Source organism: Sinorhizobium glycinis (assembly GCF_001651865.1).
GTDB classification, from domain to species: Bacteria; Pseudomonadota; Alphaproteobacteria; order Rhizobiales; family Rhizobiaceae; genus Sinorhizobium; species Sinorhizobium glycinis.
The window spans coordinates 145,526-172,090 of sequence record NZ_LPUX01000066.1 but is presented as its reverse complement, the minus strand read 5'-3'; the positions used below and the strand labels follow the sequence as shown (position 1 = coordinate 172,090).

Below are 26,565 nucleotides of genomic sequence, written 5' to 3'. Positions count from 1 at the left end.
CTGGCGCTGAAGGCGGGATGGCCGTCGATGTTCACCGGCTACCTTCATGAGGAGGAACGCTATAAAAAGTGCTTCGTCGATGGCTGGTATCTCACGGGCGATCTCGTTAAGCGCGACACCGACGGCTATTACTGGTTCGTCGGTCGCGCGGACGACGTCATAAAGTCCGCCGGACATCTGATCGGCCCTTTCGAGGTCGAAAGTGCTTTGCTGGAGCATCCCGCCGTGGCCGAGGCCGGCGTGATCGGCATTCCGGATCCGGTTGCGATGGAGGTGGTCAAGGCGTTCGTGGCGCTTCGCCCCGGCTACACGCCCGACGAAACCTTGCACAAGAATCTGCTCGCCCATGCCCGCAAGCGGCTCGGGCCTGCCGTCGCGCCCCGCTATATCGACTTCTGCGGCAGCCTTCCGAAGACCCGGTCCGGAAAGGTGATGCGGCGGCTCCTGAAGGCTCGTGAGCTCGGCCTGCCTGAAGGCGACACCTCGACGCTTGAGGTGGAGAAATGAGGAACATAGCTGATGATCGCGTCCACCTGACCCGCGAGCATGCCTTCGAGCTGTTGCGCCAGATGACGCGCATCCGCCGTTTCGAGGAAAAGTGCGCCGAGCTCTATACGCAGGAGAAAATCCGGGGCTTCTTGCACCTCTACATCGGCGAGGAGGCAAATGCCGTCGGTGTGATCTCTACGCTTTCGGAAGACGAGGCCATCGTCGCAACCTATCGGGAGCATGGCCATGCCCTGGTGCGCGGCCTTCCGATGAACGAAGTGATGGCCGAAATGTTCGGAAAGGCGGCCGGCTCCAGCCGCGGCCGCGGCGGTTCCATGCATATCTTCTCCGCGCGCCACCGCTTTTTCGGCGGCAACGCGATTGTCGCAGGCGGGCTGCCGCTCGCCGTCGGCCTCGCACTCGCCGACAAGATGGTGGGAATCGAACGGGCGACCTGCTGCTTTTTCGGGGAGGGAGCGGCCGCGGAAGGCGAATTCCACGAGTCGCTGAACCTCGCAGCCCTTTGGCACCTACCGGTGCTCTTCGTCTGCGAGAACAATCTCTATGCCATGGGCACGGCCCTTGCCCGGTCGCAATCCAACCCTTCCATCAGCGAACGCGCCGCCGTCTACGGTATTGAATCGGAAGCGGTCGACGGGATGAATGTCGTGGATGTCGAAGCGGCGGCGCGCCGCGCCGTTCATGCTGTTCGCCGGGGCGAGGGTCCGCGCTTCATCGAAGCCATGACCTATCGCTTCCGCGCGCACTCGATGTTTGATCCAGATCTCTATCGCGAGAAGGCGGAGATCGAGGAATGGAAGAAGCGGGATCCAATCATGCTGTTCGCTGACTGGGCCTTGTCCGCCGGTATCCTTCACCAGGACGACCGACAGGAGATCGAGGCGGGTGTCGCGCAGGAAATCGACGCTGCCGTCGCTTTCGCCGAAGCGGCGGATTGGGAGCCGGTCGAGGACCTTGTGAAAGACGTCATCTCGCCGCCGGAGACCGTGCCATGACCACACGCCGCATGACCTATCGCGAAGCCGTGCGGGAAGCGCTGCGAGAGTCCCTCACCAGGGACAAGCGCGTCTTTCTCATGGGCGAGGACGTCAACCGCTATGGCGGCGCCTATGCCTGTTCGCTCGGTCTGCCCGCCGAGTTCGGCGACGAGCGCATTCGCGATGCGCCGCTCTCGGAATCCGCTTTCGTCGGCGCTGGTATCGGAGCCGCTCTCGGTGGCATGCGCCCGATCGTGGAAATCATGACGATCAATTTCAGCCTGCTGGCGCTCGACCAGATCGTCAACAGCGCCGCGACGCTCCGGCATATGTCGGGCGGACAATTCTCGGTGCCGATCGTCATCCGCATGGCGACGGGTGCCGGACGCCAGCTTGCGGCGCAGCACTCGCATAGCCTGGAGGGCTGGTACGGCCACATTCCCGGCATCCGGGTTCTGGCGCCGGCGACCGTCGCCGACGCGCGCGGCATGCTCTGGCCCGCCCTGATGAATCCCGATCCCGTGGTCATCATGGAACATGCGACGCTCTACAATGAAGAAGATGAACTCCCGACCGAAGGTGACATGTCCGTCGATATCGGCAAGGCGGCGAAGCGACGCGAGGGCGCCGATGCGACCGTGATCGCCCACAGCGCCTGCGTCAAGAAAGCACTGGACGCCGCGGACATGCTCGCCAGCGAAGGCATTAATTGCGAGGTGATCGACCTTAGAATCCTGCGTCCGCTCGATGATGAGACAATCATCGCCTCGGTCAGGAAGACGCATCGCGCCATCATCGTCGACGAAGCCTGGCGCAGCGGCAGTCTTGCGGCGGAGATTTCCAGCCGCATCACAGAGCAGGCCTTCTACGATCTCGATGCCCCGGTGGCGCGGGTCTGCGGCGCAGAGGTGCCGATCCCCTATCCGAGGCATCTCGAACTCGCGGCGCTTCCTCAGCCGCAGTCGATCGCCGCTGCCGTCAGAAAGGCGATGCGACGATGATCGAGTTCAAGATGCCGTCGCTTGGCGCCGATATGGAAGCCGCAACACTGGTCGAATGGTTCAAAGCGCCGGGCGATCGCGTCGAACGGGGCGACATCATCGCGCTCGTCGAGACGCAGAAGGGCGCGATCGAGATCGAGGTCTTCAATGAGGGCATCATCGGCGAGCAGCGGATTCAGCCGGGACGAAAGGTTCCTGTCGGCACCGTGCTTGCAACGATCGTTGGCCCCGCGGAAGAGGAAGCATCTATTCCCGCCGTGAAGACGACCAAGCCGGTCGAACCGAGACCACAAGAGCGACTCACGAGAGCTGAAGAGGCGCCGGCCCCGGCAACACCGCCTTCCTTGCGGATCACGCCCGCCGCACGTCGGCGAGCCGCCGCCCTCGGCATATCGCCAGAGAGCTTGGCCCCCGGGTCTGACGGCATCATCGGACTTGCACAGGTGCCCACGGGTCCTGAACGAGCGCACCGCCGTGGGGCAGGCCTCGACCTCGACGAGATGCGCAAGGCGATCGGTGCTGCCATGGTCCGCTCCCACCGCGATATTCCGCATTACTGGGTCATGCACGCGATCGACGCCACCCCGCTCTTCGAATGGCTCGAGACACAGAACGCCATTCGTCCGATGGAAAGACGGCTCCTTTACATCGCACCGCTGATGAAGGCAGTGGCACTGGCGCTGAAGCAAGTGCCGGAGCTTAATGGTCATTATAAGGATGGCGTCTTCCGGCCGTCGCCAGCTGTGCATATGGGGCTTGCGACCGCGTTGCGCGGCGGCGGGCTGATCGCACCGGCGATCCGCGACGCCGATTCAAGAACCGTCGACGAACTGATGGACGTGATCGCCGAGCTTGTGCCTCGGGCTCGGCTCGGCCGGCTGCGCAGCTCCGAGATGACCGACGGCACGGTCACCCTGAGCAATCTCGGCGAAGGTAATGCCGACAGTGTCTTTCCGCTCATCTACCCGAACCAGGTGGCGATTGTCGGCTGCGGGACAGCATGCCCTCGCCCCTGGGTCGTCGGCAATGCCGTAGCCATTCGCCAAGTAATCCAGGTGACGCTCGCCGGCGATCACAGAGTGAGCCACGGTCGGCATGCGGCTCAGTTCCTCACCCGCCTGTCCGAACTCCTTGCACATCCGGAGGGTCTATGACCGATGCCGAGCTCTCCGACCTCGTGGCGAGGTCCCTCTATGCAGTTGCTCCGGATGTCGAAGGCGAGCCCATAGATCCGAACAAGTCGTTTCGTGCGCAATTCGAGATCGACTCGATGGACTTCCTGAACTTCGTCATCGGTCTGCACAAGGCGACAGGCGTCGAGATCCTCGAACAGGATTATCCGGACCTGCAAACGCTTTAGGGCGCGGTGGCCTTTCTGCGTCAGAGGCTGCCGTGATCCGGTTCCAGCCTGCACTGGCACGCCAATCGTTTTTGACAAATCCTGGGCGTTCTACGCAGTCGGGTGCCGGTTGTCGCAACGGCATCGAGCAGGCGCGAGAGCCGCACCTCCCCTTCCGGCCCGTCAACCTCGGCGGCCACGCTGGCGGTCCCTCGCCCGGTACGAACGAACTGATCGTAAAATGACGCCAAGTCAATCTCGCGCATGCCTGCCCTGGCCGGCCGAGGCCCGATTTCATCCTCGACGGTTACGGTCAAGACCCAGCCGTCGGAGGCCGGTACCGGAGCGATTTCGAGCGTGGCAACAGTTGCGATTTCGGTCAGGTCCTCGCGCTCCTCATCTCCAAGGCGCGCGTCGTCAAGAGGGATCGCCCGGTGCTCGGACGTCCGGCTGGCGGCGATCCGGAACTTGCACGGTGTGGCGTGATCCTCGTCAGTGATCCAGCGGACGATCTGCTCCGGGTCGATATCGACGGCATAGGGCTCCATCTCCGATATCCTCCAATCAAGCGGGGGTTTTGCGACGGGGTCGTTCCCAACTCCTGTAGCATTTGCCACCTCCCCTATGAGACATCTTCAAAACGGTAGCAGGCCTCGGGCAAGGCTCAATGATGCGGCTCAAAGCTGAGCAGGTTCCATAAAGTGTCCCACGGTTTTGCGATCAGAACCTGCGGCAAACAAACGAATCCAAGCCGCCGACAAGCGCTACGATCCGACCTCGATCTCGTTGATGACGTCATCGACACTGAATACGAACCAGGCATCCGCCTCGGCGGCGGCGCGGATCGCTTCAGTTTTCGTCCATCCGGTCAGGCGAACGACGCGGCGGCGAACGCCGACCCGGACCTGCGCAGCATCGACCAGAGGGTCCTTCTCCAGCGCCAGACGCACGGCCTCTTCGACGAGGATCGGTGCATCCTGTTCCGGCGGCGTGACGGCAATTCCGTTGATGACGTCGCGACTACCCGGGATCCACCATGCCAACACGCCCGCGAGCCGCTTCGAGGCGAGGCTTGCGAGCGCCCGTTGAGCGTGACGACGCCATCCTGGACCTCGAACGCGATCTCGCCGTCTCTCGTGGCGCCGCGGACCTCCCTGGCGCCCTTGCCATCCCACTCGGTGATGCGCAGCCCCTCGAAAGCTGGCTCCCGTACCAACACCTTTCGCAGGTGATCGCGAATGCCGTTGTCGCTCATCGGGACCGCAGGCCGCACGCGAATCCGGTCGACGAGGCCGTTGAGGTCGGGTATCGCTGCAACGCGCTCGAGCGCTAGCCGCTTCTGCGCCACCGTTTCGACCTCTCCCTCAAGGAGTGCCGCCCCATCCGGCTCCATCCGAATGAGGTCGAGCTTGAAAGTGGGACCGAGGCGCGGTTCGCTGCGCAAGGCGGCAAGCGCACGCCGGACCAGCTCCGAATTCTCCATGGCATCCTCCCGGTTCAGCGCTCGTCCTCGCGCGCCCCAGCTCGTCGGACGTCAAATCCTCAGCTTTCGAGACGGCATTCATAGAGGGCCTTGACGAGCTGATCATGCAGATCCGGATTTTCCACGATCATTGCGACCAATTCGGCGATGTCGCGCGATTCAGCATCCGACAGGCCGCGCTCGAAGGTCTTCGCCGAGAGGTTCCCCTGCCCGACGCGCATCAGCGCGTAGAGCTCATAGAGCGCCGCCCCCGGAAGCCGGTTGATCGCAGCCTTGAGAAAATCGCGTTGCGACGTACCAACGGGAAGGTCCTCCAGGCCGAGGCTCGCCAATGTGTCGTGGTCGCCGCGCGACGGCTTTGGCTCAGCGAAATCCTCCTCGGGGACGTTGCCAAGCAGCGCGTCACTCTCTGTGCGAGCGGCTTTGGCCAGCAGGGCGATGAAGCGCACCTGGGAAAGGTTCAAGACCGTCAACATTGTTCCGTCCACCTGTAATCAGGAGCGTGGCAGCAGGGTAGCGTGCAGCTGATCGCTCGATTGGTTAGACCGGGACGCGTTCGGCAAGCCGTACGTACTTCATCCCGTCTTAATCACGTCGCGCGCCTTGCGGCCACAGGCTCCTCAAGGGCACTGGCAGTTGATCGATCACCTTTGCAACCGCGCCGGGGTCGAGTTCCTTGAAGATCACATCGAAAACGCCCGTCGCGACGGTTTTGGCATCCATCCCGAACTGAGGAGGAAGCTCCCGGGCTATACGCTCGCAAAATTCGTCAATGGAGTGCTCGTCCGTCGGCTTTCCCGCCAGTCGCCAGCCTTCGAAATAGAGTCCACGAATGACCATCGGGAACTGCGCGCCGAGATGGACGGCATCCTCCGGGGCCAGCCTGTCGCGCATCGCGTGAAGCGTAGCCCTGAGCGCGCTGTAAGCGTGTCGCCGTCCTTCGAAATGCAGGCGTTCAGCCACTGCCTTCAGCCACATTCCTGGATCGTATGATCGAAGCTCGGATGTCCGCTTGCCATGAGTTCCTCCTTTGCCCCAGGATTGGCGTGCTGTCATCGGGCCGGTCCAGACAATGGCTCGGATCATATGCCCGCCGCCCTTTTCGGAGCGACAAGGGTCAGGATGCAACGAATGCCGCCGCGCCGCATTGATGTGCGTCAACGGCGATCGAGCATTCGCCCGCCGGCTTGCGATTCAGCCGTGCGACGGGAAGACGCGGTCTCACCATCCGTGGTCGTCCTGGCTGTCTGGCCACCCGTCCGAAGTAGCGGGGGAAAGTCCTGCGCAGTGATGGTTTCGTGCTCGAGCAGCAGCATTGCTCCGGCCTTGAGCTCCCCCATGCACCCCTGCAGTATCGCCTTGGCTCCTTGGTAGGCGTCGTCGATCATGAAACGCACCGCAAGATCGATTTCGCGCGCGGTCGCTTCGGAATAATCCTTCTGCCGTGGCGCAACGGGACCATCGCCAAGCCATTGCAGCCTTTGCTCTTCGAGCACAACCTGACCAACCTGCGGGCTCATGCCAAAGCGCACGACGCTTTGCCGCGCCACATCGGTGGCCTTGGCAAGGTCATCCGCCGCACCGGTCGAGACCTCACCATAAATAAGCTCTTCAGCCGCCCGGCCGGCGAGCAGGGCTGCCATGCGCTCCTTAAGTTCACTCGACGTGATGAGGAAGCGGTCATCGGTGGGGCGCTGCAATGTGTAGCCAAGCGCCCCAATCGAGCGGGGAATGATCGACACTTTCTGCACCGGATCGGTCTTCGAGAGCTTCGAGGCGACCAATGCGTGACCCATTTCGTGATAGGCGACCCGCTCGCGTTCGTCGGGCTTCAGCACGCGGCTCTTGCGTTCCGAACCGGCGACGATGCGCTCGACCGCGTTGTTGAAGTCCTCGATCGCCACCCGCTCGGCGCCGCGTCGCGTCGCGACGATCGCGGCTTCGTTCACCAGGTTGGCAAGATCGGCGCCGGTGAATCCCGGCGTCATGCCGGCGATCTCCTCCACAAGCACACCGTCCGCGATCGCGATAGTAGCCATATGGACCTTAAGGATTGCTGCCCTGCCGTTTCGATCCGGGCGATCAATGACCACCTGCCGGTCGAAGCGGCCTGCGCGCAGAAGGGCTGGATCAAGGATCTCCGGACGATTGGTGGCAGCCAGAAGCACGATGCCGACGCGCGGGTCGAAGCCGTCGAGCTCGGCCAGCAATTGATTGAGCGTCTGCTCCTTCTCGTCGCCGCCGCCATAGCCGGCGAAGGGGCTGCGGGTGCGACCGAGCGCATCGAGTTCGTCAATGAAGATGATGCAGGGAGCGGCCTGTCGCGCCTGGTCGAAAAGGTCCCGCACGCGGGCGGCGCCGACGCCAACGAAGAGCTCGACGAATTCCGAGCCGGAAATCGAGAAGAAAGGCACCCCGGCCTCGCCTGCAACCGCGCGCGCCATCAGCGTTTTGCCCGTGCCGGGTGGCCCGACGAGGAGGATCCCTTTGGGAATATGCGCGCCGAGGCGGCTGTATTTCGCCTGGTCCTTCAGGAAGGCGACCACCTCCTGCAACTCAGCCTTCGCCTCGTCGACGCCAGCCACATCGTCAAAGGTCACACCCGTCTGCCGCTCGAGATAGACCTTGGCCCTTGACTTTCCGATATTGACGAGGCCGCCACGCTCGGCGACGCCTTGAAAGAGCACGAACCAAAGTCCCAGGAAGACAAACAACGGGAAGATCCAGGAAAGCAGCGTCATCGCCCAATTGCTGTCGGTCCCGCCGGACACCTTTGCACCGGCCTTCTCGAAGACCTCGGCCAGCGAAGGATCGACACGATGCGCGACGAAGTACTTCTTCCCCTCCTCCGGCTGCTTGAACTCTCCCTCAATCAAGGACTCTGTCACGACGACCGACGCGATCCTGCCGTCCTGCGCCGCCTGCAAGGCATCGGAATAGCTGAGCTGCGCGACGTCGCGATAGCTCAGCCAGAATTCAAAGGTTCCGATCAACAAGAGTGCGACGAGCACATAGCCGAGATTGAAAACCCATTTCCTATTCATCGGCCGGCTTCCGGTTTCGTTCGATGCAAACGAGCCTTTCATGCCTTACCGCGCGCCGCCTTGACCCGCGTCAAACTATGGACACGGCGCAAACTGGATCTGGGTCGCAGAGCTCTTTGACGAGCGTCAAGGCCTTCCACCGAGAATTGGCCGAGACTTTGCCAAAATGGAGCAAGTGCCATGACCAAGCACATTCTTGTCGCAACCGATGGATCCGACAAAGCCCGAGAAGCCGTGGCGATGGCGGCGAACATAGCCAAAGCTCTCGGAGCAAGACTCACGATCCTTCACGTCATCCTGCATGGGCTGAGGGCCGAGGAGGCGAGCCGCCTCGCCGAGCCAGAGCATCTCGTCCGCTGTGTGTCGGCCGTGACTATGCCGCAATTGGAGCGAGTTCCCAGCTCGATGGGCGAGTTTTTCCGTGCCTCGCAAGGCGACATCGGAGAAATGGTTTCGGTCTTGGGTGACCGTATTGCCGAGGATGCTGCGGATATTGCCCGAAGGATCGGCGTCAGCAGCGTGGAGACGCGCGTCGAGCCCGGCGTCTACGCTGAAACAATCCTTAAGGTCGCTGAGGACGTCGGTGCGGACATGATCGTCGTCGGAAGCCGTGGGCTCGGGCGGTTGAGGGGTATGCTGGTCGGAAGCGTGTCGCAAAAGATCATCCAGCATGCACATTGTTCCGTCATGGTGGTACGCTGAACATCCCGACCAGGCCCTGGAAGTTGGAAAACGATCACGAAGCCATAGCCATGGCTCCGTCGAGCGACTGACCGCAAAGTTATGAAGAGCTTCGTATCATGCCGGTAACCGCGCTTTTCACCGATCTCTATGAACTGACAATGTCGGACGCCTATCATTCGCTTGGCATGGACGAGATTGCCGTCTTCAGCCTGTTCGTGAGAAAGCTTCCACCGGAGAGAAATTTCCTTGTCGCCTGCGGGGTCGAAGAGCTTCTGGATGACATCGAGGGATTGCGCTTCGACGAGGATGATATCGCCCATCTCGCTTCACTTGGCAGGTTCAGGCCGGAGTTCCTGAATTGGCTAAGGTCCTTTCGCTTCAGTGGCGAGATTTTTGCTGTAGCTGAGGGCACCCCCGTATTTGCCAAGGAGCCGATCCTGGAGGTCATCGCCCCGATCGCGGAGGGACAGTTGCTCGAAACGCTCATCCTCAATCAGATCGGTTTTCAGACCGTGATCGCGTCGAAAGCAGCTAGGATCGTCGAGGCCGCGAACGGTCGGGCCGTCGTGGACTTCGGAAGCCGGCGCGCCCATGGTGTGGACGCCGCCGTCAAGGGAGCACGTGCTGCCTATCTTGCCGGAGTGTCGGCCACATCGAATGTGGAGGCAGGCCGGCGCTACGGCATACCGGTCGCTGGTACGGTCGCCCATAGTTTCGTTCAGGCTTTCCCAAACGAGATGGAGTCGTTTCGGTGCTTGGCCGAGCTCTTTCCTCAGACAACATTGCTCGTTGACACCTACGACACGATCGCTGGCGTCCGGACTGTCGTGGACCTTGCCAAGAGCATGAAGTCTACTTTCAAGGTGCAGGCCATAAGACTGGATTCCGGCGACCTGCTCGAACTGTCCCGACAATCAAGACAACTCCTAGATGAGGGCGGGCTGCAACACGTGCAGATCTTCGCCAGTGGTGGCCTCGATGAATGGAGCATCGAAGGTCTCTTGCGTGCCGGCGCGCCGATCAACGCGTTTGGTGTCGGCACGGACATGATGGTGTCGCCAGACGCGGCCGCCCTCGATATCGCCTACAAGTTGACGGAATATGCCGGCTTTGGCCGCATGAAGCTTTCTGCGAACAAGGTCACGCTCCCCGGGCGCAAGCAGGCCTTTCGTCACATACGCAACGGCGCCGCGGTTGGAGACACCATTGGCCGCAGCTATGAGGACTTGAGCGGACGACGGCTTCTTGCGCCTGTCATGACGGGAGGCCGGCGAATTAGCGCGCGCAAGTCATTGGCAGCCCTGGTGGATGAAACCCGCATTCGAGTCTGCGAGCTTCCGCCAGCCTTGCGTGCGCTGGAGCGGGCCGCGCCTCCCTACTCGATTCACATCAGCAGCGATCTCGCCGACCATGAAACGCAGACGCGCCGTCGTCTTGCTGCCTCGCGGTTGTTTCCACACCAACCACCAAAGCCGCAATACTTGTGTTGACGCCTTCCCGATCGGCGCTCAGTATGACCAGCTTCGAAAGAGCGCCTCGATGGGGTTGCCATGCACGCCTTTATCTTGCGCCACAACATCGCGCGATTTAAAGCACTCCTCGAAAAGGAAGGTCACGAAGCTGATCGTCGCATCCTTAGGGAACTGTTGGCGAAGGCTTTGCGCGATCAGGCTGTTCTTGAGTCACAGCACGAAGGCTTCCAAGCCGACCTGGACCTCACGCAAGCAGCCGTCCAACGTATGATTTTTCGAGACAAGGTTTGCCGCCTCTCGGGAGCCGTATTTGCTATTCGACCCTCGCAAAGGCCTGCACATCGTCGACATCAACGAGGCTTATGGAGCGGCCACCATGACATCCTCAGCGAAGATTGCTGGCTCTCCCCTGTTCGACGTCTTTCCGGATACCCCTGAAGACCCGATGGCTGACGGCGTCAGCCATCTCTTCGCATCACTAACGAAGGTCGCTGAACGCGGCATTGTCGACGCAATGCCTATCCAGCGCTACGACGCGCGGAACCCGGAAGGCTCATTCGTGACGAAATTCTGGGAAACCGGTCAACAGGCCGATTTTCGATACCGAGGGTAGATTGGTCTATCTGCTTCACCACGTAGAAGATGTCACGGCTTTGGTGCAATCGCGCACCGCCTGAAGGCGATGCGCGACCAACCTCAACGAAATCGATGCGGCACTAGACTGCTCTCACGGCGATCTTCTTTTCACTCTTTTGAGCCTCCGGTGTCTTCGGAAGCTTGAGCTTCAGCACGCCTTTGGTGAAAGTTGCCTCGATCTTGTCGGGATCGACGCCATGAGGAAGCTGGAATCGCCGTTGGAAAGAGCCGAAACGGCGTTCGGAAAGATAATAGTCCTTTTCCCGTTCCTCCTTTTCCTCCTTCTTTTCGCCCTTGATCGTCAGCGTTCCGTTTGACAGCTTGACCTCGATATTCTTCTCTTCCAGCCCCGGCAACTCGGCAGATATCTCGTATTCCGTATCCTTTTCGACGAGATCGACGGCCGGTGCGATCTGCCACTCTTTCCCTGTGAGTGACGGCATCTCGAATCCGAGCAACGAGCGACTGAAAGGAACACTCCACGCGGCCGGCCGAAAAGTCTCGAACAGCTTGTCGATCTCGCGGCGCAGACTTTCCAAGGGCGACCACATATCCTCTCTGGCAGCGGGCTCCCTCTTTTCGGTCTTCACGGGCAACTTGGTTTCAATTTTGGCCATAGTGAACTCCTCCCGGTGCATGGTGGCAACCACTCGCCGCCGGACGGTACCGGCCGGCAATGACTGATGAAACGCCGATCGTGGCGCAATCACATTGACGCGGATCAACGCCGCGTTTTTCCCGCCAACGGACGTGAGCTTCTTGGCGCTCGGCGACACGGAGACCAAACATTGATTCATATTAAGGACCGGGGGCGCTCCAATATGAGCCAGGCCGCCTGTGTTCCGTTTCGCGCGAACTTCGCGTCGGTTATCCGGCTCTCGCCAGCCGACACTCCCCGAAGGCTTTCGAGAGGAGCGCTCGAAAGCGGCAATTGACGCCACTCAATGCCGGTTGCGCGCTGCGGCATATCCTGCCGACAGCGAGAAAACGAGGGAAGTGCCGCTATGGCAGCGTTCATCATGTTGACGCGCCTCAGCCATCAAGCGATGCAGTCGCCGAAATTGCTCGAGAGCCTGAGTCACCAGATCGCCGAGCATATCCGCCGCGAATGCCCTCAGGTGCCTTGGAAGGCAAATTGTATCGTCCTCGGCCCCGCTGACTACCTCGACATCTTCGCGGCACCCGATAACGCCACTGCAACCAAGGTCGCGACTACCTTCGGCCACGCGACGACGGAAATCTGGGCCGCCACGGAATTGGAGCAATCCATTCAGCTTATACGCGAGCTGCCGCCGTCGTTTGTCGTGAGTCCCTGAAGGAGCGGGACACCGTGGAGTGAATTCGCCGCTCGTGACCTTCCCAGGCTACGCTCCTTGGCGGTTCCGGCTTTACCAGCTCACCGAGATCCGGCTCTCCGCAGCGGGCAAGCATGGAGATGCGTACTGCGTCGCGCAGCCGTAGAATGGACTCGAATCCCGAACCCGATGGCGCAATCGGCTCGCCGATCTCGATGCTCAGCGGCAAATGTCTTGGAAACCATTGGTCGGCGCGAAGCATCGATCTTGTTCCGCGGATAGCGCCGGGCAGAATCGCCAGACCGTCTTCCGCCGCCACCTTGAACGCCCCGAGGTAGAAGCCTGAGAGGCCGGCTCTACGGGTGAAGGTGCCCTCTGGAAAGAAAACCAGCACCCGGCCCTTACGCGCAAGCTCCGTCAATGCCTCGGCGTCCTGCAGGCTACCTGTAACGTCGTAGCGTTCCACGAACGGAATACCGAGGCGCCGCAACAGCGGCCCTGCGATGAATTGCTCGGCCAACTCTCTCTTGGCAACGATCGCCGGCTCGCCCGGAAGAACGGCAGCGAGGAGGAGCGCATCCACGTAACTCGAATGATTGAAGACGAGCATCGCGCCTCTGCCGGGGATGCGCTCCACTCCGTCTGTGGAGACCGACACGCCCATGGCGGCAAGCGCCGCACGCGCGATCCATCTGACGACTCGCCAACGCCAAGAAAGGCGCGGGACGATGAGCACAGCGAGAGACCCGGCCAGACATGCAACACTGAGAACCGTCCACCACCAAGCCGCATACAGCGTCTCCCGGAAGACTCGTGCCAGGCGTCGCGCCTGCGTGCTGGCACTCAAGAGCATGAGCCGCGTGTATTGCAACGGAACGGTGGGCCGAGCAGAGCCCATGCGGCCGCTCTCGTAGAGCGCTTTCGCGGCGCTGCGACGGATCTTGCCGCTCGATGTTTTTGGCACCGAGCGTGGCGGCACCAGCACGACTTCATCGGCCGGCGTGCCGGCAATGTCTGACGTCACCTCGATAATTCGTGCCTGCAGTGATGCTCGCGAAACCGGGTCGGTCTGTAGGGTCTCTGCAACGACGACGATGCGCTCGGTGCCCGAGACCCGATCCGACGTGCCGAAGGCGACGACCCCTCCCCTGCGGATTCCAGGGACAAGGGCAACTGCCTGCTCGATCTCGTGCGCATAGAGATGGCGACCAGCTCGAATAATGATGTCCTTGACGCGTCCGGTCACGAAAACATCACCTTTGGCCATGTACGCGCGATCGCCACTATCCAGCCAGCCGTCATGGAAGAGCGCGCGGGTCTTTTCATCGTTGCGGAAATAGCCGGCCGTTGTCGAGGGACCACGGAATTCAAGTCTTCCCTCGCGTCGGTCGCCGCACTCATGCCCCGCGTCGTCGACGATACGGATCTCGTGGCCGGGCAATGGCTGGCCACAGGCGACGATTTCAAGCGCCATGGCGTCTTGGGGGGTGGCGATCTCGGCCACGCCGTCGATGAGAGGCGGCCGCCCCAGAGGCGGAAACGCGAGACCAACTGAACATTCCGCAAGTCCATAGACTGGAGCCATCGCGGTTGCAGGAAAGCCGTAGCGGCCGAACCGCTCGACGAACCTCCACAGGGTTCTCGCGCTCACCGGCTCAGCACCATTGGCGACCATCCGTAGCGAGCTGAGATCGAGCCCCTCGACGTCAGCATCGGCAATCTTGTTGAGACAGATTTCGAAACCGAAATTGGGAGAAGCGGAGAAGGTCGCCCGGTAGTTGTGTATCGCCCACAGCCAGGCTTGCGCGCTTAGGCTGGTCACTTCATCCTGCAGTACGGTCAGATGCACGCGGTCGGGATGTCGTGCCGCATGCCACTCGAGGGCCTCCACCAGCGTCCGCGCCTCAGTGGCGGCCGGAACGGCAGGCAGAATTGCAGCCGCCCGGGCGCCGGGGAGGACCCGTTCCGCCATAGGTTGAGCCCGCTCTAGGGCCTCCGCAAGATCAAGAACGGTTTCGGCCTCGGCGACAGTTTGAGCGGATAGTCTGACGCGGAACGCCCGCTCGATCCGCAAGGCCAGCTCAGTGCGGCCGAGGCTGTCGATACCGAGATCGCGTTCGATGCTACTGGTGGCGCGAACGTTGATGAATCTGGCACGCTGAGGATACAATTCGCGTGCAAGGTCAGCCACGATCGCGATTACATCGCGAGTGCGCGAACCCTGCTCCTCAACTGAGGCGGGGGCTAAAGGCTGCCCAGTTTCCATGGACAAGGACAATAGCCTAACGCGCTGGCTTCGCATTGATGCATTTCAAAGTCGGACTTTGATTTGCCTCAAGGCTGGAAAGCCGGCCCCGGATCATCTTCATACAATGACGGTCCACAACGCCGATATCGCTGCTCTGTTCAATCGAATGGCAGACCTGCTCGAAATCGAGGCTGCCAATCCGTTCCGTATCCGCGCCTACAGGCGGGCGGCGTCCACCATCGAGGACCTTCCTGAGAATGTCGCACAGATGATGGCGGAAGGACGCTCCCTCTCGGACCTGCCCGGCATCGGCGAAGACCTTGCCGGCAAGATCGCCGAGTTCGTGGAGACCGGCCATTTGAAATCGCTGGAGGAGGTCGAGGCACGCACGCCCTCAGCTCTTGCCGCATTGACGGCGATACCCGGCCTCGGTCCCAAGCGAGTGCATGTGCTGCATCAAAGCCTCGGAATTACGACACTCGAGCAACTGGCAAAGGCGGCACGGGAGCACAGGGTCAGAGAACTACCCCGCTTCAGCGCTGCTATCGAAACCAAGATCCTCGATGAGATTGCAAAGCACCGAACCGCCGAAAAGCGCTTCAAGATCTCGACCGCCGAGGATTTCGCGAGAGGCTTGGTAGATTACCTGAGGTCCGCTCTGGGCATCACCCAGACCTTAGTGGCCGGCAGCTTTCGACGCCGGAAGGAGACCGTCGGCGATCTCGACGTCCTCGCCACCTGTGCCGATGGTCCAGCCGCGATCGAGCACTTCGTAGCTTACGACGAGGTCGAGACGGTGCTGTCGAAGGGCCCAACCCGATCGACAGTGCTCCTGAAGGCCGGCATTCAGGTCGACCTGAGGGTTGTTGCAGAGGAAAGCTATGGAGCGGCCTTGCACTATTTCACCGGCTCGAAAGCCCACAATATCGCCGTGCGGAAGAGGATCCAGGATAAAGGCTGGAAGCTGAACGAATATGGCATCTTCGACGGTGAGAAGAGAATTGGCGGCCGCACCGAAGAGGAAGTTTTCCGGGCTGCCGACCTGCCCTATATCGAGCCCGAACTGCGCGAAGACCGCGGCGAGATCGAGGCGGCCCTTGCCGGCAAATTGCCCCGCCTGGTCTGGCTGCAGGACATCAAAGGCGACCTGCACACCCATACGCGCGCCTCGGATGGCAAGAGCGAGCTTGCCGAAATGGCCGCGGCCGCTCAGGCCCTCGGCTACGAATATCTGGCCGTCAGCGACCATTCCAGACATGCCACCGTGGCACACGGGCTCGATCCGAAACGCCTGGCGGCTCAACTCGATGAGATTGACAAGCTCAATGACGGATATGATGGTTTCCGGCTGCTGAAGTCTTGCGAGGTCGACATTCTCGCCGACGGCAAGCTCGACCTGCCAGATAGTATCCTGAAACGACTCGACTTCACTGTCTGCGCCGTTCACTACCAGTTCAACCTTGGCATCGAGGAACAGACGCAGAGAATTCTCCGTGCGATGGACAACCGCTATTTCAATATCCTCGCACATCCGACCGGGCGGCTGCTCGGAGAACGGCCGGGCTATGCGGTGGATATGGACCGCATCATCTCGGCCGCCAGGGAGCGCGGCTGCTTTCTTGAGGTCAACGCGCATCCGACGCGCCTCGACCTTGATGACGTCCATTGCCGGCAAGCCAAGCAGATCGGCGTGAAGCTGGCGATCTCCACGGATGCGCACTCGACCATGGGTCTTCGCGCAATGCGCTACGGCGTCGACCAGGCGCGGCGAGGCTGGATCGAGGCGGACGACGTCCTGAACACGCGCTCCTGGGGAGAGCTTAAGAAGCTGCTGTCGAGAAGAGGCCTTTGAGGCTTCATCATTCCGCCGACTAGTTCCCGGCCATGTCGAAGTTCATTGATGCCGATCAACAAGCGCAAGCGGGTTGCGCGTAAAATCAGTGCAATTGCGAAGTAACCGAAGATTGAGGCACGGACTGTGGATGATACTGCACGCAGAGATCTCGTCGAAGGACTGTTGCCCCTTGTGAGGACGGCCGGAGCTGCCGTCCTGAGATCGCGAAACGCGGGTCTGGCAACACACCTCAAGCACGACAAGTCGCCCGTTACATCCGCGGACATCGGAAGCGAAGCAGTCATCCGACGGGGCTGCTCTCTTCTTTTCCCGGCTATTCCGATGATCAGTGAAGAGCGGGCGCCCGCTCTCGAATCGAGCTTTGAGATTCCACCCCTCTGCTTCCTCGTCGATCCACTGGATGGCACCAAGGAGTTCATCGCCGGGCGTAGCGAATTTACAGTCAACATAGCGCTCGTTGAAAACGGCGTAGCGACGGCCGGTGTGATCTTCGCCCCAGCCCTTGATCGGCTATATGTTGCCGCTGGTCCGCGCATGGCGTTCATGATCGATGAGAACGGCCGCCGCATCAGGCTCGACGGAATGCCCCACGATCACTCTCATCCGATTGTTCTCGCCAGCCGTTCTCATTTGGATGAACAGACCGCGGCGCTCGTTGCTCAATGGCAACCCTGTATTATCAAGCAGCTAGGCTCTTCCCTCAAATTTGCCTTAATCGCCGCCGGTGAGGCCGATGTTTACCCTCGACTTTCACCAACGATGATATGGGACAGTGCCGCTGGTCAGGCTTTGATCGAAGCTACCGGTGGCGTGGTGCTTCGTCCAAACGGTTCTCCGCTCGTCTATTGCGGCAGCCTTATAAATCGGGGCTTTGTTGCCGCACGGACGCGATCTCTCGCAGCAAAGGCGCTGGCGTCGATCGATTCCGAGCGACAGGCGAGATTGCCCGTTTCCAATCCCCTGACCGAGGAAAGTTCCAGACGATGAAAGCGAGGTAGACGATCATGTCAACAGCAACAATTGCGCACAACAGCTGGGTTCTTGTGTGCGACGGAGCCAAGGCCCTGATCCTTCGCAACAAGGGTGATCAAGAACTGCTCAATCTCGTTCCGGTCGAGATCTTTTCCGGACATCAACCGCCGACGCGGGATCTCGGAACGGACCGCCAAGGCCGCGTCTACCAGTCGCAAGGCGGCGCGCGAAGCTCGATGCAGGAAACGGACTGGCACGACGAGGCCGAAGTGACGTTTCTGGTGCAGGTCGCCGAAAAATTGAGTGGCTTGGTGCGCCATAAAGATATCGCGAACGTGGTTCTTGTCGCCCCGCCGCGCGTGCTTGGAATCCTGCGGAAGCGATTGGATCCCTCGACACGTGCAGCAGTAGCCACCGAAGTGGCCAAGGATCTGGTAAAGTTTCCAATTCCGGAGATCGAGCGCTATCTCTCGGAGTAGCATTGGCCAAATGTATTATCGCGGAGCGCACGCGCGAGGCGGCTATGCTATAAGGAATATCGCCATGCAGATGGGCCGATGACAGATGCGTCGTGCGGCTGAACCAGCGATAACCGGAGGTCTGCCCGCGCGGCGAACTGAAGAGTCTGGATAAGCACTCGATAGAGGCTGCAATCGGGAGACTTGGAGTTAATGGCAAATTCGGGTTCTCGCGTCACCGCGCGAGTCGGCCGCAGGATCGCTTGTGTGAAATGCGTCAGCGATGCTTGCCCTCAAAGACCTGCCTCAATTTATGGGCGCGGTTTCACACGCGCGGGACCGACGGGCCGAGTTGTCAGATTTGCCAAAGGAGTTTTTGTAACAGCACCGTCTGCAATAACGAGCACGCTGTCGTAGAACTCTTCGCCGCTTGCAGATTTCGGAGGCGTGGCATCGTGCATGACACTGATCACTGTGGCGCCGCGACAATGATCTCGGATGGCTTGGTGAAACGCGACCGTCGCCTCGCCATCGAGGGCGCTGGTCGGCTCGTCCAGAAACAAAAGCCCTGGGCGCAGCAGAAGGATCCGTGCCAGAACGAGCCGTTGCTTCTGACCGCCAGAAAGAAGCTGGTCCCAGCTTTGATTGTCCCGCCCCTCCATGGCGAGGTCGCTGACGAAATCCGCAAGGCCGGCTCTACTCAGCGCTGCGGCGGCTTCCGCTTCCGAATGAGCTTCAATGGCATCGGACAGGCATATCAGTGCCTTCAGCGATACTGGCGGCAGATGAATATCTTGCGCGGCATAGAGCGTTCGCACGTTCCTCGGCATCACGATCGCGCCACGGCCATGCGGCCAGAGACCGTTGATAGCTTTGAGCAACGATGACTTGCCGCTCCCCGAGTCGCCAACGAGAAGAGTCCATTCGCCGCATTTGACGTGGAGGTTCCCGGCGGTGACGAAGGGTTCGTCATCGCCGGGGTGCATAAGTTCAAGCTGCTGGATCGTCAAACCGAACTGTGGATCCTGCTGGTCGTAACGCAACTCGGAGTGGCCGGTACGGGCATAGAACTCGCGCGGTTGCTGCGCGTCTTCGATCGCCTTTGCCAGGTCGGTTATGCGTGTTGCGTTTGCCCTCAGTCTCGCGATGTCCGGCATGACGTGTATGAACCACGAGCAATCGTTGATGATCGCGTTGGCCAGCTCGGCGCCGGTGATGTAGGCCTGTAGGCTGATCCTGTTCTCTACATAGGGGAGAAGCCCGGGCGCGTAGGCGACGAGGCGCGAGCCGAAGAAGTTGTAGACAAGCTCGAAACCCATATAGATCGCCGTCAGGATGTTGAGATTCGCCCAGGTGTGGTCGACGTCGAGGTAGCGCCGCCGATGGAGACCTCTTTGTGCTCCCTCCCCCTTGGCTGCAGCGACGTGGAAGCTGCGGTGGAGAAGCGTCGCCAGGTCGCGACGGTAACTGCCCTCCGCCGATTGCATTCTGACATCCAGCCTCTGTTGGATCTCTCCGAGCTTCGCTGCCAGCAACGTGCTGATGGGGACGTAGGCGACGACGGCAGCAACAGTCAGACAGGCGCTGCCATAACTGCCGAGGAACTCCAATCCGCTGACCTCGGTCGAGGTCTCGATGATCTTGCCGCCGACAAAGAACAGCGACAGGGCCACGCCGGCGACACCTATGGCGAGGCCGATAGCGCCTCCGGTCATCCCTTTGATCGACTCCTGGATGCGCTGATCGATATTGTCTGGCACGGCAACCTTCGTCGGGACGGCCTCCGCCGCACCCTGCTGGAGGTGAAAATGCGTGTGATTGCTATCGAGCAGCGCATCGTTGAAGCGCCGATCGAGCCACGCGCGCCACTTGCGATGCAAGGTCGTCGAGAACAAGTGGCGGAAAGCAGTGAATCCCACTTCCCTGACCACGACGATCGTGGCCAAGCTTGCCGCGCTCGACAGAATGGTCTTAAGCGTCGTCGGGTTTTCCGGATGATGAAGAAAGGCGATCGCGCTCACAAGTTCGCCCGACGCTTCGGCGAACCAGACGCTGGCCATTGCCGACAAGGCGGTAAGCACGACAATGATCGCCGCCAGCCCCCAAGCCTCCTGCCATCGGTCGGAACGCCAATAGGCGAACATCAATCCCCAGAAGCTGCGCATTGAGGAGACAGAGGTTGAATGCGGCTGCTCGTCCAACTTGCGGCTCGACCAAAGCAACGCGTCCTCCCGAGGCGGTCTATCATGAAGAGCATATCTATTTTCCAAACGATTGTAGTGTGTATCACGCGGGTCGACGGAGAAATTGATGCGGCTCAATCGGAAGCGATAGTAAAATGGACGAATTAGCCTTCCTTGCCTGACAAGATCTTTCGCTACTGTCACCGCCAGGGCGGCCAACGTGCAGGGCATGGAAGATCGGTCGCGGAAACGCCGACTGAGGTGTGCCGAAAAGGAACCGCGGATGCGGAAGATGAATTGCACAATCCCCATACTGCCGAGGAACTCGCGGCTGCTTTCGGTCTCTCGGATGAGCACGCCGACCTCCGTCCCCGCCCGTCTTGATATTCCTCAATGACTGACGGTCGGAAGATCGCCGATAATAAACCTGCGAGTTTTCGAAGGGCGCGTTTGCGCCAAGGGGGAGACGATGAACGACGACATCCGTCTGCGTCAGGACATTCTGAACGAACTTGAATACGAACCGAGCCTAGATGCCGCGAATATCGGTGTCATTGCCGAGGATGGCATCGTGACCTTAACGGGTCACGTGCTCAGCTATTCGGAAAGGCAAGCCGCGGTCGAGGCAGTCCAGAGGATAAGGGGCGTGCGCGCTATCGCGGACGATATCGAGGTACGGCTGCCGGAACACAAGAAGACTGCCGACGACGAGATCGCCAGCCGCGTCCTGAAAATCCTCGCCTGGCGAGCATCTATCACAGAGCCGAACGAGATCCAGGTCAAGGTGCGAAAGGGCCTGGTCACTTTGAGCGGCATGGTCGACCGGCACTTCCAGCGTTCGGCGGCCGAGAAGGCGGTGCGTGAACTCTCCGGGGTGACGGGCATAGTCAACCAGCTCAAGCTCCGCCCCCCTCGCGTGGAGGCCTCTGAGATCAGGCGCGGCATAGAAGAGGCGTTCAAACGCAATGCCGAGATCGAGGCTGAGAATATCGAGGTGGATGTTTCAGACGGTCACGTCACATTGCGCGGAAGGGTGCAGAATCTGCGGGCGCAGGTGATGGCGAAACGAGCCGCTTGGTCGGCGCCCGGTGTGACTGCCGTCGATGATCAGTTGAGCGTGGTCGGCAACTGAATGTGAGATTTCATTGGGTAGTCATCCGGTCCGGGCTGGGAAAGCTGTGGTTGTCAAGCTGCAGTGATTGTCGGAGAGGAATGGCTGACAAGATTATTGAGGCCGGTGTTCCAAGGCCCATGCGACGACTGAGTGGTGCTTCGCCCGGACGGTTCTCTCCTCGTCTTTTCGGGCAGTCGCAAGAATGAGGATTCCTTGCGGCACCAACTCAGTCTCTCCAGATCGCTCTGGCATTCATTGATGCGAAGCGATGAATTCACGGGGTGGTGCGATTCGCATGCTCGCCGCCGAAGGAAACAGTAGCGGCTGCGTGGCGCAGAATGAAGCGGTCCAGCCGCCCCGATCCTATGACACCGTTAGCTGATCTTCGACCTCCCTGACCCCCGGCGCCGACCACGCCGCCCGCTCGGCCGCACTGCGCTCAACCCAGGCATTCACCTTGCCCTTCAGAATGACTTTGTCGTTGAGGACGTCGACGCGGATCGCTTGAGCCTCAAGTTCGGCATTGCGCTTCAATGCATCTTCGATGCGCTTCTTCACATCCGAGGCTGACGCAGGTGGCTTTACTTCGATGCTATTGTTTACGCCGACGACGCCTGCGAGGTTACGCACGGCATCCGCAGCCGCGGTCCTTTGGTAGTGCCAGCCGACCTTCCCCGTCAACGTGACCCATCCCTGCCGGACCTTTACCTGCACGGAGTCTTTCGGCACCGCGGTGTTCCAGCTGATGGTGTTGAGCGCCCGCTTCGCGATCTCGTCGTCGGCTGTCCTATTGGCGCCGAAGGGCCGGACCTCAATTTCCTGGGCGATGCCTCTGACCCCCTTGACCCTTCGGACGACATCTTCGGCGGTGGCCCTCTGGGCATAGGTCGGCACGTGTCCCGTGAGTGTGACGACCCCGTCTTCGACAGCGACGCCGATATTGGCGGCATCGATGCTCGGCTCGAATTCGAGTTCATCAATGATGTCTTGTCTCAAAATGATGTCGTCCATGTCGTAACCTCCTCTTGGCGACTTGACGTCCCAATCGTAGCGGCGTCGAGATTTCACGCATTGACGCGCATCAATTGCTGGACCGGCAGGCGATAGACACTGTGACATCCCTGTCGCAAAACCTGAGAAATATCGATGCGAACGATCGCCCCACGCGCCATTAGGGCCGAACGCGGCGACGGCGCCCCCCCGCCCATCCGAACCACAACCCAAGGAGCCTGGCCTCCTGTCTCTTTAAATCACTCTGCAGCTCGAGTATCACGCGGGCAATCTCATGCGCATCTCGATCAGCATCGATCCGTTGCCATGTGATGCCGTCCGTGTCGGCGACAAGCTGTCGCGCGAGTACCTCCAAGTCGGCATCGGAGGGACTGACAGTCCTTGAGGCCACGCGCCGGCGCAGTAGTGACGCTTTCGCGTCGAGCCAGACCGCCGTGCATGGCACGCCGGCTTCACGCGCGACGGCCTCTATGCGCGCCCGGTTGGCCTCTCTGTCGAACACCGCATCGGCGACGACTGAGCCGCCGGCGCGCAGAATCGCGAGGGTGCGGCGCGCCATCTCGCCATAAACTTTCTCTGAGACTTCCGGGCGATAGGCGGCTGGCCCAAGCCTTTCCTCGGCTTGAACGCCGTGCATTGCCTTGCGAATGCCGTCGCTTTCGACGATCCGCGCTCCAGGTGGCGACCCAGAACGTGGGGCCAACATCTCTGCCACCGTCGTTTTGCCTGAACCGCTGAGGCCGCCGATCACGATCAAACGCGCCGGCTTCATCACGATCAGAGAACGAGCGAGGTCGAAATAGGAGCGCGCCTCGGCGGCAAGTTTGTCCGTGGCCGCGGCGCTGCTTTCCTCGACCTGCGTGGCGATGACGTGGGCCCTCACCGCCGCGCGTATGGCCATAAAATAGGGCAACAGCACGAAGCCCTCATCGTCATCCGTTGCATCAAGATATCGGTTGGCCACCAGATTTGCGAACTCGGGGAAGCCACGGTGCCACAGGTCCATGAGAAGAAAGGCAAGGTCGTAAAGCGTATCGACGGTGGCGATCTGATCGTTGAACTCGATGCAGTCGAAGAGCCGGGGCTCGTGGTTGATCATGCAAATGTTGCGCAGATGCAGATCGCCATGGCACCTCCTGACCTTGCCGGCGACCTCGCGAGCATCGAGCAGCGATGCGTCAGCCGTGAGCCTCTTCTCGAACGCACGGTTGAAATCCTCAAGCTCGTGGGCTCCGAAGACCCGGCTGGTTGCAAAGCCGGCAGCGTTGATGCGAAGTACGCCGGCAATGTTCGCAGAACCGGAGCCCTGGTGAATGGTCGGAGCACCGCGATGAAAACGGGCGATCATGCGGGCTGCTCGGGTTATGAGCTCGGCGGTAAGACGACCGTCAACGGCCACCGCGCGCTTCATCTTAAATGCACGGTCACCGATCAGGAAAACATAGGAGATGTGCGTCTCGATCCTCTCGACCGCAGTAGCACCGCGAAGGTCCTGCAGAAACGTGATGACCTCCGATTGATCTTCGGCAAGCATGTTCTCGCCTCATCGTTCTTGGCGTGGGGACATTGCCTCGCGAACTCGAATTGCTGCCACTTCGACTGTGCCAGTTCTTTACCGAATTTTGATCATCATGAATCCCATCAGATACCGCTTCATTGATGCGAATCAACGAATGGGGGTGCGGTGACGGTAAGATGAGTGTTTGTCCGGCTGCTCTCGCGATTAGCCAATCGTGCCCATCGGACAGCGAAGTCCGGAGATTCAGAATGGAGAATTGGAGACTTGGAGATGAGTGAGGCCTGGAACCTGTCGATTTCGCCGGAGATGGTGTGTTACCTCATCGGCCGGTTCTTGCTTGGCCGGATAATGGTAGGGAAAAAATGCAACCGGTGCAGTCAACTTGCATTGATGTGCGTCAACGCAGGTCGCGCATTCGCGTGTCAGACCTCGATCAACCGAACGGCCCCGAGAAATCGTCTCTTTTGCCAGGTCCCGGCGGCAGCCGACGTTGAAGAGTCCGCCTCGAGTTCGTCGGCTCTTCCGGTTTCGTATGCTTCCAGGCCCGTCCATTGGCCTTCGAGATCTGCAATTGATCGCACAGGGGCAACAGTGGTCGCATGAAACCGTCCCGAACAGACACCTTGGGCAGCCCATCATGGCAAGATCTCCCCCTCCGTATAGGCCATGATCCCGCAGGTTGTTTCGATGTCAAAAAGTGTACCGGCGATATCCCGCGTACGTTCGCCGAACACACGAGCACTTGGCGCACGATCTCGCCCAGCACCTTTTGCCCACTCGGACGACGCAACGTTGATGTTCATCAAAGTGGAAAGCGCAAAGATGCTGCACAGTGCGGTAAGCAGGGAGAGCTAGGAGGACGTGGTGAGCAAATCTACACACGACGCGGTCGTCGCAGATATAGGTGAGACGCATATGCGCTTTGCTGTCGCCAATAGCGACAAGCTGTCGATTGACCATTATGTGCAGTTCGTCAACTATGCGTTTGCCTCCGTGGCCCAAGCTCTGACTGCGTACCTCAAGTCCATTCCCAGCTCTCCCCCGGCGCTTGCCATCGCAATTACCAACGGCGCACCGACCCTTAGCGCCGAGCTCGAGCGCACACTGATTGCCACACGCATCAAAAGCGATGTCACACCGCGCGTCACAATCGTCGACCCGCTCGATGCGCTTTCACTCGCGCTACCCGATTTGGGTCCGCACGACATCGAACGCATCGGCGGAGAAAATGCCGATGTCGGCGCACCGAAGGCCGTCATCAGTGTCGGCAACGCGCTCGGGGTTGCGACTGCGAGCCAAGCCAATGGCGCCTGGGCGGCATTCCACGGTCATGCAGGAAACATATCCTTTGCGCCTCAGACGCAAGAGGAGCTCGATATTCTCAAGCGAATCCGGGGCAATACGGATTATGTTTCGGTCGAACATCTGCTGTCGGCCCCGGGGCTCAGCCATCTCTATGAACTACTGCTCGAAATTTCCGGCCAGATTGCGCGTTCCATTCCGGCGACAGAAATCGTCGATGCCGCCGGTGAGGGCGACACCATTGCCGCGGACGCGCTGAACCACTTCACAACCTGGCTTGGCAGGTTTGCAAGCGACGTCGCGCTGATCTACGACGCCCGCGGCGGCATCTATCTCTGGGGGCCCATCCTGCGGAGAATGGAAAGTGTGCTCAGGCACGATCACTTCCGCGCCGCCTTCGTCGCCAAAGGAAAACGCTTACCCTGGCTGGAGGGGATACCGGCTTTCCTCATTCGCAGCGAAGACGCCATATTACGGGGCGCAGCGATGGCGCTCTCCCGGCAGAGAGGCTGAGATGCGCGACGTATCGCTTTACAATTCGAGAGCTAGTCCGCGCAAGCACGCTTCAGCGCCGCTTTTTTCACACTACAAGTGGCACTTCATGCGCAGCCGGCACGCTATGGCCGAAACTCAGTACTCGTCTGCCTGCCGGTGAGCGCACTGCTCTTGCTCAGGAGGTCGCTGAGGAGCGACGCAATCATCAGCGCGATGACGCGGGATTTGCTGGGCTTCGTCATTCTGGGGTCCACGGACACCTTCATCGTTACCGAGACCGATGACCGCCGCGCGCCACGAGAAGCATAGACCAGTGCGCTGGCCGTCGTAAAAACGAAGACGGGCAGTTTCTCAACCCGCCTTCGCTTTTGACGCGGATCAATAAGGCGCATCATGGGGAGCACGAGATCGATGCTCGACGACGCGAGAACCCCGTTTTGATGGCGCGGTGAGCGCGACACGATCGAAAACATCGTAGATTCAAGAAAGGTGGACATCATGGTGGCGACGAGAATTCCCCATGGCAGTTGGTTCCTGATTTGCGATGGGGCCAAGGCCCTCATCCTGCGCAACCAGGGCGATGCAGAACTGCTCAATCTTGTTCCGGTCGACGTCCTGTCCGAGCATCAACCGCCGACGCGGGATCTCGGAACGGATCGTCAGGGTCGCTATCAGGCGCAAGGCGGTGCGCGAAGCGCGATGCAGGAAACGGACTGGCACGATCAGGCCGAGAAAGCATTTCTTGCGCAGATCGCCGGGCAACTGGGCGATTCGATGCGCGACAATGGCGTTACCAAACTTGTTCTCGTTGCGCCGCCGCGCGTGCTCGGCATCCTGCGCAAGCGCTTGGACCCATCGACACGTGCCGCGGTAAGCGCCGAAGTGGCAAGGGATCTGGTAAAGTTCCCGATTCCGGAAATCGAGCACTATCTCTCGGCATGAGATTTGCGCCAGGCGAGTGAGGGTC

The 26,565-nt window shown here is 60.5% G+C and carries 27 protein-coding genes; 16 read left to right on the top strand and 11 right to left on the bottom strand.

Annotated features, from left to right (window positions below; genetic code table 11):
- The first annotated feature begins 27 nt into the window (after positions 1-27).
- From AU381_RS31115 to AU381_RS24835, 5 genes are read left to right on the top strand one after another with little or no spacing between them, the layout of a single operon-like run.
- Positions 28-507 (top strand): AMP-binding enzyme, encoded by a 480-nt coding sequence (locus AU381_RS31115; RefSeq protein WP_342028748.1) that lies wholly within the window; start codon positions 28-30, stop codon positions 505-507.
- The gene (pdhA, locus tag AU381_RS24850) at positions 504-1,505 is read left to right on the top strand and encodes a pyruvate dehydrogenase (acetyl-transferring) E1 component subunit alpha (RefSeq protein WP_014857826.1); all 1,002 of its coding nucleotides are present in this window, start codon (positions 504-506) and stop codon (positions 1,503-1,505) included. Before AU381_RS31115 ends, pdhA begins: the two co-directional genes overlap by 4 nt.
- Positions 1,502-2,488 (top strand): alpha-ketoacid dehydrogenase subunit beta, encoded by a 987-nt coding sequence (locus AU381_RS24845; RefSeq protein WP_014857827.1) that lies wholly within the window; start codon positions 1,502-1,504, stop codon positions 2,486-2,488. The genes pdhA and AU381_RS24845 overlap by 4 nt, the downstream gene beginning before the upstream one ends.
- Positions 2,485-3,642: a dihydrolipoamide acetyltransferase family protein gene (locus tag AU381_RS24840; protein ID WP_014857828.1), complete on the top strand. Its 1,158-nt coding sequence runs from the start codon at positions 2,485-2,487 to the stop codon at positions 3,640-3,642. The genes AU381_RS24845 and AU381_RS24840 overlap by 4 nt, the downstream gene beginning before the upstream one ends.
- Complete coding sequence (locus AU381_RS24835) at positions 3,639-3,848, top strand: acyl carrier protein (protein WP_064244301.1); 210 nt, start codon at positions 3,639-3,641, stop codon at positions 3,846-3,848. The genes AU381_RS24840 and AU381_RS24835 overlap by 4 nt, the downstream gene beginning before the upstream one ends.
- A gap of 20 nt (positions 3,849-3,868) precedes the next feature.
- Here AU381_RS24835 and AU381_RS24830 read toward each other — a convergent pair whose 3' ends face one another.
- Positions 3,869-4,375, bottom strand: a complete 507-nt coding sequence (locus tag AU381_RS24830; protein ID WP_014857830.1) for a hypothetical protein — start codon at positions 4,373-4,375, stop codon at positions 3,869-3,871.
- A 216-nt stretch (positions 4,376-4,591) separates the two neighbouring features.
- Positions 4,592-4,870 (bottom strand): BON domain-containing protein, encoded by a 279-nt coding sequence (locus tag AU381_RS30485; RefSeq protein ID WP_048655417.1) that lies wholly within the window; start codon positions 4,868-4,870, stop codon positions 4,592-4,594.
- Between the two features lie 29 nt (positions 4,871-4,899).
- On the opposite strand from AU381_RS30485, the gene AU381_RS30870 reads away from it, so the two are divergent.
- Positions 4,900-5,160 (top strand): hypothetical protein, encoded by a 261-nt coding sequence (locus tag AU381_RS30870; RefSeq protein WP_048655418.1) that lies wholly within the window; start codon positions 4,900-4,902, stop codon positions 5,158-5,160.
- A gap of 209 nt (positions 5,161-5,369) precedes the next feature.
- Here AU381_RS30870 and AU381_RS24820 read toward each other — a convergent pair whose 3' ends face one another.
- The 3 genes from AU381_RS24820 to ftsH all read right to left on the bottom strand — a co-directional run bounded on the left by AU381_RS24820 (position 5,370) and on the right by ftsH (position 8,354).
- A complete protein-coding gene (locus AU381_RS24820; protein ID WP_014857832.1) occupies positions 5,370-5,786 on the bottom strand; it encodes a DUF3775 domain-containing protein in 417 nt (138 codons plus the stop codon).
- A 109-nt stretch (positions 5,787-5,895) separates the two neighbouring features.
- Positions 5,896-6,288 (bottom strand): DUF2267 domain-containing protein, encoded by a 393-nt coding sequence (locus AU381_RS24815; RefSeq protein ID WP_064244300.1) that lies wholly within the window; start codon positions 6,286-6,288, stop codon positions 5,896-5,898.
- Positions 6,289-6,467: 179 nt separating this feature from the next.
- Positions 6,468-8,354, bottom strand: coding sequence for an ATP-dependent zinc metalloprotease FtsH (ftsH, locus tag AU381_RS24810; protein WP_080579809.1), 1,887 nt, complete (start codon positions 8,352-8,354; stop codon positions 6,468-6,470).
- Between the two features lie 180 nt (positions 8,355-8,534).
- Here ftsH and AU381_RS24805 point away from each other — a divergent pair, with 180 nt between their 5' ends.
- From AU381_RS24805 to AU381_RS30865, 3 genes are all read left to right on the top strand, one after another.
- A complete protein-coding gene (locus tag AU381_RS24805) occupies positions 8,535-9,056 on the top strand; it encodes a universal stress protein (protein ID WP_014857837.1) in 522 nt (173 codons plus the stop codon).
- Between the two features lie 98 nt (positions 9,057-9,154).
- Complete coding sequence (locus tag AU381_RS24800) at positions 9,155-10,528, top strand: nicotinate phosphoribosyltransferase (RefSeq protein WP_015633509.1); 1,374 nt, start codon at positions 9,155-9,157, stop codon at positions 10,526-10,528.
- A gap of 358 nt (positions 10,529-10,886) precedes the next feature.
- Entirely contained in the window at positions 10,887-11,123 is a 237-nt protein-coding gene (locus tag AU381_RS30865; RefSeq protein WP_015633511.1) for a hypothetical protein, read from the top strand.
- A gap of 103 nt (positions 11,124-11,226) precedes the next feature.
- On the opposite strand, the gene AU381_RS24790 is transcribed toward AU381_RS30865, so the two are convergent.
- Positions 11,227-11,763: an Hsp20/alpha crystallin family protein gene (locus tag AU381_RS24790; protein WP_014857839.1), complete on the bottom strand. Its 537-nt coding sequence runs from the start codon at positions 11,761-11,763 to the stop codon at positions 11,227-11,229.
- A gap of 387 nt (positions 11,764-12,150) precedes the next feature.
- On the opposite strand from AU381_RS24790, the gene AU381_RS24785 reads away from it, so the two are divergent.
- Positions 12,151-12,462 (top strand): GYD domain-containing protein, encoded by a 312-nt coding sequence (locus AU381_RS24785; RefSeq protein WP_015633514.1) that lies wholly within the window; start codon positions 12,151-12,153, stop codon positions 12,460-12,462.
- Here the strand turns inward: AU381_RS24785 and AU381_RS24780 are convergent.
- Positions 12,422-14,632, bottom strand: a complete 2,211-nt coding sequence (locus AU381_RS24780) for a 1-acyl-sn-glycerol-3-phosphate acyltransferase (protein WP_223843482.1) — start codon at positions 14,630-14,632, stop codon at positions 12,422-12,424. The genes AU381_RS24785 and AU381_RS24780 overlap by 41 nt on opposite strands.
- Positions 14,633-14,813: 181 nt before the next feature.
- Here AU381_RS24780 and polX point away from each other — a divergent pair, with 181 nt between their 5' ends.
- From polX to AU381_RS24765, 3 genes are all read left to right on the top strand, one after another.
- Positions 14,814-16,541, top strand: a complete 1,728-nt coding sequence (polX, locus tag AU381_RS24775) for a DNA polymerase/3'-5' exonuclease PolX (protein ID WP_037456668.1) — start codon at positions 14,814-14,816, stop codon at positions 16,539-16,541.
- A 126-nt stretch (positions 16,542-16,667) separates the two neighbouring features.
- The gene (locus AU381_RS24770) at positions 16,668-17,531 is read left to right on the top strand and encodes a 3'(2'),5'-bisphosphate nucleotidase CysQ family protein (protein ID WP_048655419.1); all 864 of its coding nucleotides are present in this window, start codon (positions 16,668-16,670) and stop codon (positions 17,529-17,531) included.
- 17 nt (positions 17,532-17,548) lie between these two features.
- Positions 17,549-17,995 (top strand): host attachment protein, encoded by a 447-nt coding sequence (locus tag AU381_RS24765; protein ID WP_014857844.1) that lies wholly within the window; start codon positions 17,549-17,551, stop codon positions 17,993-17,995.
- 290 nt (positions 17,996-18,285) lie between these two features.
- Here the strand turns inward: AU381_RS24765 and AU381_RS24760 are convergent, their stop codons facing one another.
- Positions 18,286-20,139: an ABC transporter ATP-binding protein/permease gene (locus AU381_RS24760; protein WP_037456670.1), complete on the bottom strand. Its 1,854-nt coding sequence runs from the start codon at positions 20,137-20,139 to the stop codon at positions 18,286-18,288.
- A gap of 487 nt (positions 20,140-20,626) precedes the next feature.
- On the opposite strand from AU381_RS24760, the gene AU381_RS24755 reads away from it, so the two are divergent.
- The gene (locus tag AU381_RS24755) at positions 20,627-21,289 is read left to right on the top strand and encodes a BON domain-containing protein (RefSeq protein ID WP_014857846.1); all 663 of its coding nucleotides are present in this window, start codon (positions 20,627-20,629) and stop codon (positions 21,287-21,289) included.
- A gap of 345 nt (positions 21,290-21,634) precedes the next feature.
- Here the strand turns inward: AU381_RS24755 and AU381_RS24750 are convergent, their stop codons facing one another.
- The gene (locus AU381_RS24750) at positions 21,635-22,282 is read right to left on the bottom strand and encodes a BON domain-containing protein (RefSeq protein WP_037456673.1); all 648 of its coding nucleotides are present in this window, start codon (positions 22,280-22,282) and stop codon (positions 21,635-21,637) included.
- Positions 22,283-22,442: 160 nt separating this feature from the next.
- Entirely contained in the window at positions 22,443-23,816 is a 1,374-nt protein-coding gene (locus tag AU381_RS24745) for a bifunctional aminoglycoside phosphotransferase/ATP-binding protein (protein WP_014857849.1), read from the bottom strand.
- Positions 23,817-24,716: 900 nt separating this feature from the next.
- On the opposite strand from AU381_RS24745, the gene AU381_RS24740 reads away from it, so the two are divergent.
- On the top strand, positions 24,717-25,616 hold the full coding sequence (locus AU381_RS24740) for a glucokinase (protein WP_037456676.1): 900 nt from the start codon (positions 24,717-24,719) through the stop codon (positions 25,614-25,616).
- Positions 25,617-25,720: 104 nt separating this feature from the next.
- Here AU381_RS24740 and AU381_RS24735 read toward each other — a convergent pair whose 3' ends face one another.
- The gene (locus tag AU381_RS24735) at positions 25,721-26,071 is read right to left on the bottom strand and encodes a hypothetical protein (protein WP_141322181.1); all 351 of its coding nucleotides are present in this window, start codon (positions 26,069-26,071) and stop codon (positions 25,721-25,723) included.
- Positions 26,072-26,096: 25 nt separating this feature from the next.
- Between AU381_RS24735 and AU381_RS24730 the strand changes: the two genes are divergently transcribed.
- Positions 26,097-26,540 (top strand): host attachment protein, encoded by a 444-nt coding sequence (locus AU381_RS24730; protein ID WP_014857854.1) that lies wholly within the window; start codon positions 26,097-26,099, stop codon positions 26,538-26,540.
- Positions 26,541-26,565 lie beyond the last annotated feature (25 nt).

Excerpts from the sequence above, each read along its gene's own strand:
- pdhA (WP_014857826.1), top strand. The coding sequence starts at position 504 with ATGAGGAACATAGCTGATGATCGCGTCCACCTGACCCGCGAGCATGCC.
- AU381_RS24835 (WP_064244301.1), top strand. The coding sequence starts at position 3,639 with ATGACCGATGCCGAGCTCTCCGACCTCGTGGCGAGGTCCCTCTATGCA.
- AU381_RS24755 (WP_014857846.1), top strand. The coding sequence starts at position 20,627 with ATGAACGACGACATCCGTCTGCGTCAGGACATTCTGAACGAACTTGAA.
- polX (WP_037456668.1), top strand. The coding sequence starts at position 14,814 with ATGACGGTCCACAACGCCGATATCGCTGCTCTGTTCAATCGAATGGCA.
- AU381_RS24740 (WP_037456676.1), top strand. The coding sequence starts at position 24,717 with ATGCGCTTTGCTGTCGCCAATAGCGACAAGCTGTCGATTGACCATTAT.
- AU381_RS24745 (WP_014857849.1), bottom strand. The coding sequence starts at position 23,816 with ATGCTTGCCGAAGATCAATCGGAGGTCATCACGTTTCTGCAGGACCTT.
- AU381_RS24765 (WP_014857844.1), top strand. The coding sequence starts at position 17,549 with ATGTCAACAGCAACAATTGCGCACAACAGCTGGGTTCTTGTGTGCGAC.
- AU381_RS24735 (WP_141322181.1), bottom strand. The coding sequence starts at position 26,071 with ATGTTTTCGATCGTGTCGCGCTCACCGCGCCATCAAAACGGGGTTCTC.
- AU381_RS24830 (WP_014857830.1), bottom strand. The coding sequence starts at position 4,375 with ATGGAGCCCTATGCCGTCGATATCGACCCGGAGCAGATCGTCCGCTGG.
- AU381_RS24750 (WP_037456673.1), bottom strand. The coding sequence starts at position 22,282 with ATGGACGACATCATTTTGAGACAAGACATCATTGATGAACTCGAATTC.
- AU381_RS24760 (WP_037456670.1), bottom strand. The coding sequence starts at position 20,139 with ATGCGCAGCTTCTGGGGATTGATGTTCGCCTATTGGCGTTCCGACCGA.
- AU381_RS24840 (WP_014857828.1), top strand. The coding sequence starts at position 2,485 with ATGATCGAGTTCAAGATGCCGTCGCTTGGCGCCGATATGGAAGCCGCA.
- AU381_RS24845 (WP_014857827.1), top strand. The coding sequence starts at position 1,502 with ATGACCACACGCCGCATGACCTATCGCGAAGCCGTGCGGGAAGCGCTG.
- AU381_RS24730 (WP_014857854.1), top strand. The coding sequence starts at position 26,097 with ATGGTGGCGACGAGAATTCCCCATGGCAGTTGGTTCCTGATTTGCGAT.
- AU381_RS24820 (WP_014857832.1), bottom strand. The coding sequence starts at position 5,786 with ATGTTGACGGTCTTGAACCTTTCCCAGGTGCGCTTCATCGCCCTGCTG.
- AU381_RS24800 (WP_015633509.1), top strand. The coding sequence starts at position 9,155 with ATGCCGGTAACCGCGCTTTTCACCGATCTCTATGAACTGACAATGTCG.
- AU381_RS24785 (WP_015633514.1), top strand. The coding sequence starts at position 12,151 with ATGGCAGCGTTCATCATGTTGACGCGCCTCAGCCATCAAGCGATGCAG.
- AU381_RS24815 (WP_064244300.1), bottom strand. The coding sequence starts at position 6,288 with ATGTGGCTGAAGGCAGTGGCTGAACGCCTGCATTTCGAAGGACGGCGA.
- AU381_RS30865 (WP_015633511.1), top strand. The coding sequence starts at position 10,887 with ATGACATCCTCAGCGAAGATTGCTGGCTCTCCCCTGTTCGACGTCTTT.
- AU381_RS24805 (WP_014857837.1), top strand. The coding sequence starts at position 8,535 with ATGACCAAGCACATTCTTGTCGCAACCGATGGATCCGACAAAGCCCGA.
- ftsH (WP_080579809.1), bottom strand. The coding sequence starts at position 8,354 with ATGAATAGGAAATGGGTTTTCAATCTCGGCTATGTGCTCGTCGCACTC.
- AU381_RS24790 (WP_014857839.1), bottom strand. The coding sequence starts at position 11,763 with ATGGCCAAAATTGAAACCAAGTTGCCCGTGAAGACCGAAAAGAGGGAG.
- AU381_RS31115 (WP_342028748.1), top strand. The coding sequence starts at position 28 with ATGTTCACCGGCTACCTTCATGAGGAGGAACGCTATAAAAAGTGCTTC.